13 protein-coding genes and 4 pseudogenes are annotated in these 13,765 nt (G+C 70.4%); 7 read left to right on the top strand and 10 right to left on the bottom strand.

What is annotated here, in order from left to right; all coding sequences use genetic code 11:
* Positions 1-53 precede the first annotated feature (53 nt).
* A pseudogene (locus tag ACZ3TS_RS06115) lies at positions 54-224 on the top strand (2Fe-2S iron-sulfur cluster-binding protein); the annotation flags it as partial.
* Between the two features lie 7 nt (positions 225-231).
* Positions 232-1,080 (top strand): formate dehydrogenase accessory sulfurtransferase FdhD, encoded by an 849-nt coding sequence (gene fdhD, locus ACZ3TS_RS06110; protein WP_467614043.1) that lies wholly within the window; start codon positions 232-234, stop codon positions 1,078-1,080.
* A gap of 109 nt (positions 1,081-1,189) precedes the next feature.
* On the opposite strand, the gene ACZ3TS_RS06105 is transcribed toward fdhD, so the two are convergent.
* Positions 1,190-1,999, bottom strand: coding sequence for a LysR family transcriptional regulator (locus tag ACZ3TS_RS06105; protein WP_467614042.1), 810 nt, complete (start codon positions 1,997-1,999; stop codon positions 1,190-1,192).
* A gap of 169 nt (positions 2,000-2,168) precedes the next feature.
* Between ACZ3TS_RS06105 and ACZ3TS_RS06100 the strand changes: the two genes are divergently transcribed.
* Positions 2,169-2,888, top strand: coding sequence for an SDR family oxidoreductase (locus ACZ3TS_RS06100; protein ID WP_467614041.1), 720 nt, complete (start codon positions 2,169-2,171; stop codon positions 2,886-2,888).
* A 10-nt stretch (positions 2,889-2,898) separates the two neighbouring features.
* Here ACZ3TS_RS06100 and ACZ3TS_RS06095 read toward each other — a convergent pair whose 3' ends face one another.
* The 3 genes from ACZ3TS_RS06095 to ACZ3TS_RS06085 all read right to left on the bottom strand — a co-directional run bounded on the left by ACZ3TS_RS06095 (position 2,899) and on the right by ACZ3TS_RS06085 (position 4,932).
* Positions 2,899-3,426: an isochorismatase family protein gene (locus ACZ3TS_RS06095; protein ID WP_467614039.1), complete on the bottom strand. Its 528-nt coding sequence runs from the start codon at positions 3,424-3,426 to the stop codon at positions 2,899-2,901.
* 19 nt (positions 3,427-3,445) lie between these two features.
* Positions 3,446-3,805, bottom strand: a complete 360-nt coding sequence (locus ACZ3TS_RS06090) for a MarR family winged helix-turn-helix transcriptional regulator (protein ID WP_467614037.1) — start codon at positions 3,803-3,805, stop codon at positions 3,446-3,448.
* 113 nt (positions 3,806-3,918) lie between these two features.
* Positions 3,919-4,932, bottom strand: coding sequence for a bile acid:sodium symporter family protein (locus ACZ3TS_RS06085; RefSeq protein ID WP_467614035.1), 1,014 nt, complete (start codon positions 4,930-4,932; stop codon positions 3,919-3,921).
* A gap of 159 nt (positions 4,933-5,091) precedes the next feature.
* Here ACZ3TS_RS06085 and ACZ3TS_RS06080 point away from each other — a divergent pair.
* Positions 5,092-5,946 (top strand): annotated as a pseudogene (locus tag ACZ3TS_RS06080) (LysR substrate-binding domain-containing protein); the annotation flags it as partial.
* A gap of 473 nt (positions 5,947-6,419) precedes the next feature.
* On the opposite strand, the gene ACZ3TS_RS06075 reads toward ACZ3TS_RS06080, so the two are convergent.
* Positions 6,420-7,400: an Lrp/AsnC family transcriptional regulator gene (locus ACZ3TS_RS06075; protein WP_467614034.1), complete on the bottom strand. Its 981-nt coding sequence runs from the start codon at positions 7,398-7,400 to the stop codon at positions 6,420-6,422.
* 111 nt (positions 7,401-7,511) lie between these two features.
* Here ACZ3TS_RS06075 and ACZ3TS_RS06070 point away from each other — a divergent pair, with 111 nt between their 5' ends.
* Entirely contained in the window at positions 7,512-8,996 is a 1,485-nt protein-coding gene (locus ACZ3TS_RS06070) for an MFS transporter (protein ID WP_467614032.1), read from the top strand.
* 280 nt (positions 8,997-9,276) lie between these two features.
* A complete protein-coding gene (locus tag ACZ3TS_RS06065) occupies positions 9,277-11,103 on the top strand; it encodes an AMP-dependent synthetase/ligase (RefSeq protein WP_467614030.1) in 1,827 nt (608 codons plus the stop codon).
* A 5-nt stretch (positions 11,104-11,108) separates the two neighbouring features.
* On the opposite strand, the gene ACZ3TS_RS06060 is transcribed toward ACZ3TS_RS06065, so the two are convergent.
* The 4 genes and pseudogenes from ACZ3TS_RS06060 to ACZ3TS_RS06045 form a co-directional block, all read right to left on the bottom strand.
* The gene (locus ACZ3TS_RS06060; protein WP_467614123.1) at positions 11,109-11,582 is read right to left on the bottom strand and encodes a hypothetical protein; all 474 of its coding nucleotides are present in this window, start codon (positions 11,580-11,582) and stop codon (positions 11,109-11,111) included.
* Positions 11,583-11,593: 11 nt separating this feature from the next.
* Positions 11,594-11,878: pseudogene (locus tag ACZ3TS_RS06055) on the bottom strand (Tat pathway signal sequence domain protein); the annotation flags it as partial.
* A gap of 4 nt (positions 11,879-11,882) precedes the next feature.
* Positions 11,883-12,071: pseudogene (locus tag ACZ3TS_RS06050) on the bottom strand (glycoside hydrolase family 88 protein); the annotation flags it as partial.
* 71 nt (positions 12,072-12,142) lie between these two features.
* On the bottom strand, positions 12,143-12,280 hold the full coding sequence (locus tag ACZ3TS_RS06045; RefSeq protein WP_467614028.1) for a pyrroloquinoline quinone precursor peptide PqqA: 138 nt from the start codon (positions 12,278-12,280) through the stop codon (positions 12,143-12,145).
* Between the two features lie 293 nt (positions 12,281-12,573).
* Between ACZ3TS_RS06045 and ACZ3TS_RS06040 the strand changes: the two genes are divergently transcribed.
* Positions 12,574-13,410: an aldo/keto reductase gene (locus ACZ3TS_RS06040; protein ID WP_467614026.1), complete on the top strand. Its 837-nt coding sequence runs from the start codon at positions 12,574-12,576 to the stop codon at positions 13,408-13,410.
* A 35-nt stretch (positions 13,411-13,445) separates the two neighbouring features.
* Here ACZ3TS_RS06040 and ACZ3TS_RS06035 read toward each other — a convergent pair whose 3' ends face one another.
* On the bottom strand, positions 13,446-13,736 hold the full coding sequence (locus ACZ3TS_RS06035) for a PucR family transcriptional regulator (RefSeq protein ID WP_467614024.1): 291 nt from the start codon (positions 13,734-13,736) through the stop codon (positions 13,446-13,448).
* Positions 13,737-13,765 lie beyond the last annotated feature (29 nt).

Here is a 13,765-nt window from a genome sequence, read left to right as displayed (position 1 = left end):
GAACCCAGGACCCACGCCGGCCGCGGAGCGCGCAGAATCGCTGTATGCACGCGACTACGGCCACCACGGTGTGCGCCCACTGCGGGGTGGGCTGCCGTCTCACCCCGCACGTGCAGGACAATGGGATCGTCAAGGTCACCTCGGCGCACGACAACGCGGTGACCCACGGCAATCTCCGCATCAAGGGCCGCTTCGGCCACCAGCACGTAGAGAACCGGGGCTGATCAGGACATGGGACGAGTCACGGAACGACGCAAGGTGATCCGCATCCGGGGCGGGGCTGTCTCCACGCGACCGGACACGCTCGTCGCCGAGGAACCCCTGGAGATCAGACTCAACGGCAAACCGCTCGCGATCACGATGCGCACCCCCGGCGACGACTTCGCGCTCGCCGCCGGGTTCCTGGTCAGCGAGGGCGTGCTGGCCCGGCAGCAGGACCTGCAGAACATCGTGTACTGCGCGGGCGCCACGGTGGACGGATCCAACACGTACAACGTGGTGGACGTGAAGACCGCGCCCGGCGTGGCGATCCCCGACATCACGCTCGAGCGCAACGTCTACACCACCTCGTCCTGCGGGCTGTGCGGCAAGGCGAGCCTGGACGCGGTCCGAACGACGGCGCGCTGGCCCATCGCCGACACGCCCCCGGTCCGGGTGGAACCCGAGCTGCTCGCGAGCCTCCCCGACCGGCTACGGGCTGCGCAGCGGGTGTTCGACCGGACCGGGGGTCTGCACGCGGCGGCCCTGTTCGCCGAGGACGGCGAGCTGCTCGACATCCGCGAGGACGTGGGCCGGCACAACGCGGTCGACAAGCTGGTCGGCCGTGCTCTGCAGAACGGGGACCTGCCGCTGTCCCGCGCCGTCCTGCTGGTCTCGGGCCGGGCTTCCTTCGAGCTGGCGCAGAAGGCGGTGATGGCGGGGATCCCGGTCCTCGCCGCGGTCTCGGCGCCGTCGTCGCTGGCCGTGGACCTGGCTGCGGAGACCGGCCTGACCCTGGTGGGCTTCCTGCGGGGGAGCTCCATGAACGTGTACGCGGGCGAGGACCGCATCGCCCTGCGGGCCGCGGCCACCCGGGGCTGACCGGTTCCCGCGTCACGGCGGCGGGGCCCCGGCCGGCGGGGAGCGCCCCCTGCGCCGCAGGGGCCCCGCCGTGTTCTTTGGCTCGTTCCCCTACGGGCGTTCCTTCGGCTCACTCGCGGGGCATCGCCACGAAAGCGGCGATCAGCGGTGACCTGCGGTCCGCGGCCCAGGCGAGGAACACCTGGTCGGGCTCCGCGTCGGGGACGGGCACGTACGCGATGTCCGGTCGGGAGTACTGTGCGGCGACCGACTCCGGCACGAGCGTGATGCCCGCGCCCGCCGCCACGCACTCGAACTTCTCCTCGATGGTCCGGATCGGCAGGTCGTCCGGCCGCGGGTCGGAGTAGCGCAACCACTGCTCGCCCTCCAGGTCGGCCAGCGCGAGCTCCTGCTTGCCGGCGAGCCGGTGATCCGCGGGCAGCATGGCCACGCGCGCCTCGCTGAACAGCGGCACGAGCGTCAGGCCGTGCTCGCGGATGGGCCGGCGGACGTAGGCGAGGTCGACGGTCCCGTCCAGGATCAGCTGCTCCTGGTCGTCCCACTCGACGCGGCGCGCCGTGACCTCGACGTCCGGGTGCGCGGCGCCGAAGGCGCGCAGTGCCTGGGTGACGACGACACCCGCCCGGAAGCCGACGACGAGGCGGCGCGGGCCACGCGCTGCCCTGAGCACTCGGCGCCGGGTGGCGTCCGCGCTCGCGAGCAGATGCCGTGCATCCTCGAGGAGTTGCCGACCCGCTTCCGTCAACGTCACCCCGTGGCTGTCCCGTTCGAAGAGAGGGACACCCAAGTCCTTCTCCAGAGCACGGATCTGACGGCTCAGCACGGGCTGCGCGATGTGCAGACTCTCGGCCGCGCGCCCGAAGTGCAGCTGTTCGGCGACCGCCGTGAAGTAGCGCACCTTTCGCAGGTCGAGGTCCATGGCCGCCCCTTCCGTCGTAGCGCCGTCGTAGCGGTGGCGATGCCTTCAGGGTATCGCCGCAGCCGAAAGAGGTCTTGGACAGCGGGGTGGAGGCGGCCACAGGCTGGATCACGAGACCCAAGCGCGTCGCACCAGCGTGACGTCGCACCAGCAGGAAGGAAACACCGGCATGAGCCTGCAAGGACAGCGGATCGCCGTGATCGGCGGCACCTCGGGCATCGGGCTCGCGGTCGCGGAGGCGTCCGCGCGGGAGGGGGCCGAGGTGGTGGTCGCCTCACGCCGGCAGGAGAGCGTGGACGCCGCGTTGAAGCGGCTGCCCCAGGGCGCCGAAGGACATGTGCTCGACGCGACCGACGAGGCCGGGGTGCGCGACTTCTTCCAGCGGATCGGCGGCTTCGACCACCTGGTCTACACGGCCGGTGAGTCGTTGCTGATGGAGAGCCTCGCGGAGTCGGACCTGGCGCGGTCCCGGCGTTTCCTGGACACCCGGCTGTGGGGCGCGTACACGGCCGTCAAGCAGGGCGCGTCCTCGATCCGCAGGGGCGGTTCCATCGTGCTGACCACCGGCACGGCGGGGCGTCGGCCGATGCCCGGTACGACCGTCGCGGCGAGCCTGTGCGGCGCGATGGAGTCGCTCACCCGGGCGCTGGCACTGGAGCTCGCGCCGCTCCGGGTCAATGCGGTCTCCCCCGGTGTGGTCCGCACCGAGCTGTGGCGGGATCTGCCGGAGGAGGACCGGGACGGGCTGTACGAGTCCTCCGCCGCGTCGCTCCCCGTCGGGCGGGTGGGCGAGCCCGCGGACGTCGCCGAGGCGTACCTGTATCTGATGCGCGGCGGCTACAGCACCGGCTCCGTGGTGGTCGTGGACGGCGGCGGACTGCTGGTCTGACGGTCAGCCGTCAGCCGGACGTGAGCCGCACCCGGGAGGCGGCCACGACCGATCCCAGCCGCGGGAAGTCGAGCCTGACCGACGCCTCGTGCTCGGCGGTGGTGAACGCCGTCATGGCGTCCTCGACGAAGACGAGTTCGTAGCCGAGGTCGGCGGCGGCACGGGCGGTGGACTCGACACCGAGGTTGGTGGCGATACCGCCGAACACCAGGGTGGTGATGCCGCGTTCACGCAGACGCTCATCGAGGCCCGTGCCCTGGAAGCCGCCGATCGTCCGCTTCACCACCTCCAGGTCGCCGTCCCGGAGCAACCCGGGCACCAGTCCGCTGCCGGACGGCTGTTCGGCGAGGCCGGGACGCTCGACGCGGATCAGGACGACGGGAGCGCCGACCGAACGGAACGCGCCCGCCAGTTCCTCGGCCGTGGCGAGGACTTCGGTGCCTTTGCGGGGCTCCAGGGGCAGGGCGACGATGCGGTCCATCAGGTCGACGAGGACGAGGGCGGTGCGCGCGGGGTCGAGCGCGTGGGGTGCGGTCATGACGGAACGTTATCCGCAGTCAGCCGTCCGTACCGGAAATCCGGATCAACAGCTCCATGAACCGATCACGTTCGGGCGTCGAGAGCGGGGCGAGCAGCGTGTCGTTCGCCTCCCGGGCCGACTTCCCGCAGCGCTTCAGGAGCCGTGCGCCCTCCTCGGTCAGCGACACCGCGTTCTTGCGGCGGGCCTCGGGGTCCGGCTCTCGCACGACAAAACGCACGGCCTGCAGGTCGTTCAGGATGCCGATCAGGTCCTTGGGGCCAAGTCCGACGCTGCGGCCGAGGTCGGCCTGGGCGACGGGGGCGAGGTCGCGGACGGCAGAGAGCACCACGCGGTGGCACATACGCAGGCCCTCGGCGGCGAGGGCGTCGGCCACCATGGCGCGGCCGCGCGCGGCGGCGCGCTGAACGCCGAGTTCACGCGGTATGGCGACGACGCCACGCGCGCCGACGACCGGGCCGACGGCGACGGCTGCCCCGGCGCAGACGAAGGTCAGCCGGAACGTGTCCCTGTGCCGACCGCGGTTCGGGACGCTGCGACTGTTCCGGGGCTGACCTGAGGCTGCCGTGGGTCGCGGGAGCGGCGCTTGGCGATCACCGCGCAGACCATGAGCTGCATCTGGTGGAAGAGCATCAGCGGGAGCACCGCCAGGGAGGCGTGCGTGCCGAACAGGACGCTCGCCATGGGCAGTCCGGAGGCGAGGGACTTCTTGGACCCGGCGAACTGGATCGCGATGCGGTCCTCCCGGCCGAAGCCCAGCGCCCGGCCGCCGTACCAGGTCAGGGCGAGCATCACGGCGAGGATCGCCGCCTCCACGACGAGAAGGCCGCCCAGCCTGAGCGGGCTCACCTGGTGCCAGATGCCCTGGACCATGCCCTCGCTGAACGCGGTGTAGACGACCAGCAGGATCGAGCCGCGGTCCACGAGCCCGAGCACCTTCTTGTGCCGCGTGATGAAGCCGCCGACCCAGGGCCGCAGTACCTGCCCGGCGAGGAACGGCACCAGCAGCTGCAGCACGATCTTGACGAGCGAGTCCGCGGAGAATCCGCCGCCGCTGCTGCCGAGGAGCGCCGCCGCCAGGAGCGGGGTGATGACGATGCCGGCCAGGGAGGAGAAGGAGCCCGCGCAGATCGCGGCGGGCACGTTCCCACGTGCGATCGAGGTGAAGGCGATCGACGACTGGATGGTGGACGGGACGATCATGAGGAAGAGGAGGCCGGTGTAGAGGTGGTGCGTCAGGAACACCGGCACCAGGCCGCGCGCGGCGAGGCCCAGCAGCGGGAAGACCACGAACGTGCAGGCCAGCACGGTGACGTGGAGCCGCCAGTGCTTGAGGCCGGCCAGTGCCTCATGGGTGGAGAGCCGGGCTCCGTACAGGAAGAAGAGGAAGGCGATCGCGGCGGTGGAGGCGCCCGAGGCGACGTCGGCGGCCGTGCCCCGCGAGGGGAGGAGGGCCGCGAGCCCCACGGTCCCCAGCAGCAGGAGGATGTACGGGTCGACGGGCATCCAACGCGGCCATTGCAGGCGATTCACAGTGCTTCACTACTTTTCTGTACGTCCGGTACCGAACACGGTCGTGCCCTCTCCATCGTCCTCCTCCGCCGCTTGATCGGGAATCCTTCATACCGCTCTGACTGTCATCACGCTTCGCGATAAGCTCGAGGCATGTACGACCCTTCGCACCTGCGTACGTTCCTGGCGGTGGCCCAGACACTGAGCTTCACGCAGGCCGCCCGGCGGCTCGGACTGCGCCAGTCGACGGTGAGCCAGCACGTGCGGCGGCTTGAGGACGCGACGGGACGGCAGCTGTTCCTCCGGGACACCCACTCCGTGGAGCTGACGGAGGACGGGGAGGCGATGCTCGGATTCGCACGGCGGATCCTGGAGGCCCACGAGCAGGCGACGGTCTTCTTCACCGGGACACGGCTTCGGGGGCGGCTGCGGTTCGGCGCCTCGGAGGACTTCGTGCTGACCCGGCTGCCGGAGCTCCTGGAGGGGTTCCGGTACGAGCATCCCGACGTGGACCTGGAGCTCACGGTCGAGCTCTCCGGCACGCTGCACGAACAGCTCGCGGCGGGCCGACTCGATCTGGTGCTCGCCAAACGGCGGCCCGAGGACCCGCACGGCGAACTCGTCTGGCACGACAAACTCGTGTGGATCGGCGCGGAGCGGCTGCGCCTGGACCCCGACCGACCGGTTCCGCTGATCATCTATCCACCGCCGGGCATCACCCGCGCCCGTGCCCTCGCGGCCCTGGAGGAACAGGGCCGAGCCTGGCGCATCGCCTGCACGAGCGGCAGCCTCAACGGGCTGATCGCGGCGGCCCGCGCCGGCCTCGGTGTGATGGCGCACTCCCGCGGTTTGATCCCGCCGGGCCTGGTGCGCGTCCCCGAGCGGGCGGGCCTGCCGGAGCTGGGCGAGGTCGACTTCGTCCTGGTCCACGCAGGCCGCCCGGGCCCGGCGCGGAACGCTGCCCAGGCGCTGGCGGCGGCGATCCTGGCGGGCGGGGACCGGCTGCACCCGCGGACGAACGCGCACCGAGGCCGGACGGGAGCGCCGGGCGGCCCCGAACGACACGCCCCGCCGCGTCGCACCGAGGACGCACACAGCGTGTTCGGTTCGATACATCACGGAGGCCAGCGGTTGCAGCCAGCCCGGCAGGAAGGACGGGGGCAGGACGCCGCCGCTCGTGGCATTGCCCATCACCAGCATGAAGATCGAGCCCAGCGGGACGACCAACGCACCGAACATGCGGATGAGGAGGGCGGTTCCGGCCGCCACCGCTCCCGCCATGAGTGTGAGACGCCCGCGAGAGCGAGGAAGGGCCCCGGGATGGCGTCGTAGGCGATCCCCGCGATGATCGCCGTGGCGACGCCTCCCACCACCGCGAAGATCGCGAGGCTGAGCACGCGTTGCGCGAACGACGTTCGGGAAGGGCCGCCGTACGACAGGGCCGGGAGGGCGGCGGGGCGGCGCCGGCCGGACCACCGTGCCTAACGCGGCAGGCGCTGATAGGTGAGCTGTTTGACCCGGCGCAGGAACGGTGTCGTCTCCACGTGCTGGACGCCTTCCAGGCGCCCGAGGGGGCCGCTCAGATAGGCGTACAGATCCCGTGTGCTCCTGGCCAACGCGGTCGCGACGATGTTCGAGGGACCCGCCGTCGCGGAGGCGTGGGCGATCTCGTCGTGAGCGGCGAGGGCTTCGCCGACGGAGTGCAGGGCGGAGGGGGCGGCGGTGATCCAGAGGACGGCGGCGACGGGATAGCCGAACAGGTCCGGGTTGTACTCCGCGTCGATGTACACGGCACCGGAGGCGAGCAACGTGTTCAGTCGGCGTTTGACCGCGGACTCGGAGCGGCCGGTGGCGCGCTGGAGTTCGGGGTAGGTGGCGCGTCCGTCCCGCTCGAGAACGGCCAACAGGGGCTCGTCCTCCGGGTGAATACCCACCGGCCCCGGGTCGGGAGGCGGGTAGGGGCTGAGGGCGGCGATCTGGTCGTCGGTGAGTGCGCGGAACTTGCGGACCCAGCCGTCCACCCCGCCGTAGAACCGGTGGAGCAGCTGATGGGCGCGTATCTCCACCACGCTCGGCGTGCGCGGCAGTTTGCCGAGCAGCAGTTCGTCGTGGTCGCCGCGACTGCGCGGACGGGTCAGGCAGAGGACCTCGGTGCCTCCGGAGGCGAGTCCGATCCAGTACGTGTCGAGGCGCTTCGCGAGCGCGTCCGCGATGGTCAGCGCGGTGTCGGGGGCGCAGCGAACGCGCAGCATCCACTGGTCCTGGCCGAGGCGGTGGGCATCACGGATCCCCACGACCCGCAGTCCGCCCTCGGCACGCAGCCTGCGAAAGCGGCGCGCGATCGTCTGGTCGGAGACGCCCAGCACCGCTCCGATCCGGCTGAAGGAGGCCCGGCCGTCGACCTCCAGCGCGGACAGCAGTTGCAGGTCCAGTTGATCGAGGGCGAGGGATTCCATCTCCATCCATCCCATCTCTGTCGGATTCCGGTGTTCGGGCGTCGTCATCCACCGCGATCGGCCGCGATCAGCTCATCGTAGGGAGTCATACGCATCGATCGCACAGGGAGTAGGTACATGCGCACGTGGAGACCGCTCATGGCGGTGTGTCTGAGCACGTTCATGCTGCTGCTGGACGTGACGATCGTGATCGTCGCCCTGCCGGACATGGCGCAAGCGCTGCACGCGTCGCTGAGCGATCTGCAGTGGGTCGTCGACGGGTACGCGCTCGCGCTCGCGTCCTTGTTGCTGGGGGCCGGGGCCGCCGCGGACGTCCTCGGGCGGCGCCGGGTGCACGTCGCGGGCGTGGCGCTGTTCGCGGTGGCGTCGCTGATGTGTGGGCTCGCGTCCGGGCCCGGCACGCTGGTGGCCGCCCGGGCGCTGCAAGGGATGGGCGCAGCCGCGATGTTCGCGACCACACTTCCGCTGCTGGGCACCGTGTACCAGGGCCGGCAGCGGTCGGCGGCGCTCGGTGTGTGGGGCGCGGTGAGCGGCGTGGCCGCGGCGGTGGGGCCGGCCCTCGGCGGACTGCTCACCGAGGGACCCGGCTGGCGGTGGATCTTCCTCGTGAACCTGCCGGTCGGCGTGGCCGCGGTGTGGCTGATGCTGCGAGCGGTTCCGGAGTCGCGGGGGCCGCGCGGCATGCGGATCGACTGGGCGGGCACGGTCGCGTTCGCGGGGTTCGCCGGGGGGACGACCTACGCGGTGGTGCGTGCCGGGGAGGACGGCTGGACCTCGTCGGTGACGTTGGCTTCGTTCACGGTCGCCGCGCTGGCCCTGGTGTCCTTCGTGCTGGTGGAGTGCCGGGTTCTGCATCCACTGCTGGACCTCTCGCTGCTGCGCGAGCCCGCGTTCGTGGGTGTGATGGCGGGCGCGCTCGCCTTCAGCGGCGTGGCGTTCGGTGTGACGCCGTACTTCGCGATCTGGACACAGACGCTGCTGGGCATGAGTCCGGCGCGCGGCGGACTCACACTGCTGCCGCTGACGATCGCCGCCATGGTGGTCGCGGTCCTCGTCGGCCGGCTGCTGCACGGAGTACCGGCGCGGCTGACCGTCGGGGGCGGGCTGCTGCTGATCGGCGCGGGGTGCTTCTGCGAGGCCGTCCTGGATGCGGGCAGCGACTGGACCGCGCTGGTGCCGGGGTTCGTCCTGGTGGGCATCGGCACCGGCTTCGTGTCGCCCACCGTGGCAGGAGCGGCGCTCGCCTCGGTGCCGCCGGAGCGGGCGGGCATGGCGGGCGGCGCGGTGAACACGGTCCGGCAACTGGGGTACGCGCTCGGGGTCGCCGCCTTCGGCACCGTACTGACCTCCCGTATGCGGGACACGCTGCCGCACGACGCGGCGCACGCCCTGGCAAGCGGTGGTGCCGGGGCACTGCGTGGCCGGTTCTCGGAGCACGCCCTGCGCAGCGCCTTCACCTCCGGCCTCGATGCGGCTCTGGTGGTCGCGGGCGTGGCGGGGATGATCGCGGGGACCCTGGTGCTGCTCCTGGTGCGGTCGCCGCGGACCCAAGTGACACGATCGGCGCCCCAGACGCTGAAGGAGACGGCGACGCAGGGCTGAACGGCGCGGGCGGTGGCCCACGCGGTCGGCCACCGCCTCGGCGCTACTCGCGAGTAGGGTGCGGGGTGCCGTAATCGCGTCGTACAGATTCCGTGGAGATTACGGGTCCGGAACCTACGCGGCCGTAAGGAATTCTGTCCGACCCTTCCCCATGTGCGGTTATTTTCTCCGGCTGACCTGTGCGTTTGCCGCAAGTGCCCCGGATGCCTCCCCCCTCCCGCCGGGCCCTGCAGTGGGGTAGCTTTCACGGCGCTGTGCGGAGCGCCACAAGGAGCGGGGATTGCACGAGTTCACCAACCCTCCGTTGGCGTCGGCGCCGCCGGTGGGCGGTCTGGCCGACGTCGTCTTCGACTATGCCCAAGAAGACCCGCTCCGTGTCGCCCTCGGCCGCAAGGACGAGGAGGGCCGGTGGCGCGACGTGACAGCCGCCGAGTTCCGCGACGAGGTCCTCGCACTCGCCAAGGGTCTGCTGGCGCAGGGGGTCCGGTTCGGGGACCGGGTCGCGATCATGTGCCGAACACGCTACGAGTGGACCCTCTTCGACTACGCGCTCTGGACGATCGGCGCCCAGGTGGTGCCCATCTATCCCACCTCGTCGGCCGAACAGGTGTTCTGGATGCTGCACGACGCGCAGGCGTCGGCCGCGATGGTGGAGCACGAGGACCACGCGATGACGATCGCCACGGTCATCGACCGGCTGCCGCAGCTGCACCGGCTGTGGCAGCTCGATGTGGGCGCCGTTCAGGAGTTGTACGACGCGGGCGCGCACATCGAGGACGACGTGGTGCACCGGCACCGGCAGGCGGTCACGCCCGAGTCGACGGCAACGGTCATCTACACGTCCGGGACCACCGGCCGCCCCAAGGGCTGTGTGCTCTCGCACGGCAACTTCATGTTCGAGGCCGACACGGTCATCGAGCGCTGGGAGCCGGTCTTCCACTCCAAGAAGGGCGACGAGGCGGCCACGCTGCTGTTCCTGCCGCTGGCCCATGTCTTCGGGCGGATGGTGCAGGTCGCGGCCATCCGCGGCAAGGTCAAGTTCGGCCACCAGCCCCAACTGAACGCGGCGGCGCTGCTGCCCGACCTGGCCGCGTTCAGGCCGACGTTCTTCCTCGCCGTGCCGTACATCTTCGAGAAGGTCTTCAACGCGGCCCGCCGCAAGGCCGAGAAGGAGGGCAAGTCGGGCCCCTTCGAGAAGGCCGTCGAGGTCGCCGTCAAATACGCGGATGCGGTCGAGGCGAAGGCGTGGGGCATCGGCCCCGGCCCGTCCGCGGGCCTGCGCATGCAGCACCAGTTCTTCGACAAGGTCGTCTATGCCAAGATCCGTGCCGCGATGGGCGGCCGGGTGCGACACGCGATGTCCGGCGGCTCGGCGATGGACCGCAGGCTCGGGCTGTTCTTCGCGGGCGCCGGCGTGCACATCTACGAGGGATACGGCCTGACCGAGTCGACGGCGGCGGCGACCGCGAACCCGCCGGAGCGCACCCGGTACGGCACGGTCGGCCAGGCCATTCCGGGCACGACCGTGCACATCGCGGACGACGGCGAGATCTGGCTGCACGGCGGTCATGTCTTCCAGGGCTACCTCAACAATCCCAAGGCCACCGACGAGGCACTGCACGACGGCTGGCTCGCCACCGGCGACCTGGGCTCCCTGGACGAGGACGGCTATCTCACCATCACCGGCCGCAAGAAGGAGATCCTGGTGACCTCCGGCGGCAAGAGCGTCTCGCCCGGGCTGCTCGAAGAGCGCGTACGGGACCACCCGCTGGTCGCGCAGTGCATCGTCGTGGGCAACGACCGCCCCTACATCGCCGCGTTGGTCACGCTCGACGCGGAGGCCGTGGAGCACTGGCTGCAGATGCGCGGCAAACCCAAGCTGTCCCCGGCGCAGCTGGTGCGCGATGCCGATCTGGAGACCGAGGTGCGGCGCGCCGTGGTCGCCGCGAACACACTGGTCTCCCAGGCCGAGTCGATCCGCACGTTCCGCATCCTCGCGCACCAGTTCACCGAGGAGCACGGCCTGCTCACGCCGTCGCTGAAGCTGAAGCGCAAGGCGATCGAGAACGCCTATGTGACCGAGGTGGAGGCGCTGTACCGGGCCTGAGCCCGCTACAGCGCCCCCGCGGCACCGCCTAGTTGATCGTCACGCGGAAGATCTTGTCGGATCCGTCCGCCGCACCTCCGTTGTTGTCGCAGTTCGTCGTGGACAGCCACAGCTGGTCGGCGCCCGGCACCTTGGTGACCGTGCGCAGCCGGCCGTGGGTGCCGACGTAGTACGCGGTCGGCGAACTTCACCGAGCTGTCCGTGAAGGTGACGTCGTCCGCGTTGTGGAGGTACCAGCCGTACGCCGGCCGGGTACCGATGCCGGCCGTGTTGGCCGCCGTGATGGCCTTGTCGATGGCGGGGGTGTCGTTGGTGGAGCCGTCGCCCTTGGCGCCGTAGGCACGTATGTCGTAGACGCCGGCGCGGGGCGCGGGCCGCGGGGCCGCGAGGGCCGAAGGGTGGGAGAGTCCGAGGACGACGGCGAAGACGGCGATCACGATCGCCGCCGCCCGTCTCATGGGGACGGTGGCGGGTCGCATGTGACGGTTCCTCACACCAGTTGGTAGCCGCGCAGATCGGTGAGCAGGAGGTAGGTGTCCTGCAGAGACCCGGAGGTGTCGCCCAGGGAGCGGTAGATGCCCCACTTGGGCCGCACTCGGTCGGCCAGGAAGGTGTCGACGCCCGACTTCGACTTGTCGAGGACCGTCGTCGAGCCGCTCTTGAGGATCCAGCGGACCGAGCCCGCCGTGCCGTTGCCGGCCTTGATCTGGAAGTCGACGTCGGTCCACTTGTCGTGCAGCGGTTCGAGGTCGGTCCGGCCGATCAGGATGTCGTCGTTTCGCGTACGTCGCGTCCCCGAACTCCTTGCCGTACTCGACGAGGAACGGGTTCACCATGTAGACGCCGTCCGACCAGAGCTGGTGCGCCCGGCTGCTGGTGTCCGCGTGCCAGAAGCCACCGTCGGAGGTGCGCGGGTAGGTGTCGAGCCGGTCGCGGATCTTCAGGGCCGCCTTGCGGTAGCGGTCCTGGCGGTTCCCCAAGGGCTTGTGACACCGTCGTCGCGCAGGGATGTCGCGGTCACGGTGCGGCCACCGGTCGGCTAGCGGTCGCCGAGTGCGTAGGCGGTGACCTCCAGGGCCGTCTCCACGACCAGACAGTCGGGAGCCTCCCAGAACCTTTCCTCGGATGTTTCGCGAATGCGTGGTTCCGGCTGGCGACCCTTGTACTTCCCGTTCATGTGCGTACCTGCTTTCCGGATGGGTGGGGGGTGGATCAGCGCAGAGAAGGGTCAGGCAGGCTGCTGATGCTCACATACATGCACCACGTTCACTGACTCGTTCGGTGCCCGGGATACAGAGTTGGGGCATGACGGGACCCGGTCAATGGTCCGGACCGATAAGGTCGGATCCATTTCTGGCCAATCTGGGGCGACGTCGAGATTCCACGGGGAAACGGCCGGTCAGGAATGCAGGGCAGGCCGTGATCGTTGACGATGGGAGTACCACCCGACGACTGAAGGATCGAGAGCCCGTGAGCAGCAAGGTCCCCCCGATCATCCTGAACAACGGCGTCGAGATGCCCCAGCTGGGCTTCGGCGTCTGGCAGGTTCCGGACGACGAGGCGGAGAGCGCCGTCGCCACCGCCCTGGAGACCGGGTACCGCAGCATCGACACTGCGGCGATCTACGGCAACGAAGAGGGCGTCGGCAAGGCGGTGGCCGCCTCCGGCATCCCGCGCAAGGACCTCTTCATCACCACCAAGCTCTGGAACAGCGACCAGGGATACGACACGACGTTGCGCGCCTTCGACGTGTCGCTCGAGAAGCTCGGCCTGGAGTACGTGGACCTGTATCTGATCCACTGGCCGCTGCCGTCCCGGGGCAAGTTCGTCGAGACGTACAAGGCTTTCGAGAAGATCAACGCGGACGGCCGCGCCAAGGCTATCGGTGTCTCCAACTTCCTGCCGGAGCACCTGGAGACGCTGACCGCCCACACGTCGGTGATCCCGGCGGTCAACCAGATCGAGCTGCACCCGCATCTGCAGCAGCACGCGGCACGCGACTACCACGCACAGCAGGGCATCGCGACCGAGGCCTGGTCCCCGCTCGGCCAGGGCAGGGGCCTCCTCGACGTGCCGGCGATCGTCGCCATCGGCCAGAAGCACAACCGCACCCCGGCCCAGATCGTGCTGCGCTGGCACATCCAGCTGGGCAACGTCGTGATCCCGAAGTCCGTGACACCTGCCCGGATCAGGGAGAACATCGAGGTCTTCGACTTCTCGCTGGACACGGAGGACATGGCGGCGATCAGCGCGCTCAACGAGGACCGCCGCCTCGGTCCCGACCCGGCGGCGTTCGACATGGGCTGAGGAGTCCGCGGCCCCGGAGGACCGGCCGGACGGGATCAGCCCGCGCCCGAGGCCGTGCCGCCGCCCACCTGGTCCGCCAGGCAGGCCAGGTACAGGGCCAGGGTGGCGCGGTGCTCACGCAGCGGACGGCCGGTGATCTCCTCGAACTTGTTCATCCGGTAGACCACGGTGTTGCGGTGGATGTGCAGCGCCGCGGACGCCCGTACGAGGTTGAAGCCGCTCTCGCACCAGGCGGTGATCGTGTCGCGGAGCACCGGCCGGTCCGGCTGGGCGAGCAGGCCGGCGGCGGTGCGTTCGAGCAGACGGTTGCGGGCGGGGCGGCTCACCTTACCCCCTGTGTCCCGGTGAACGCCGG

The organism is Streptomyces sp. NPDC022910, assembly GCF_055561075.1.
The sequence above is the reverse complement of the archived record's forward strand: the minus strand, read 5'-3'. Positions and strand labels throughout refer to the sequence as shown.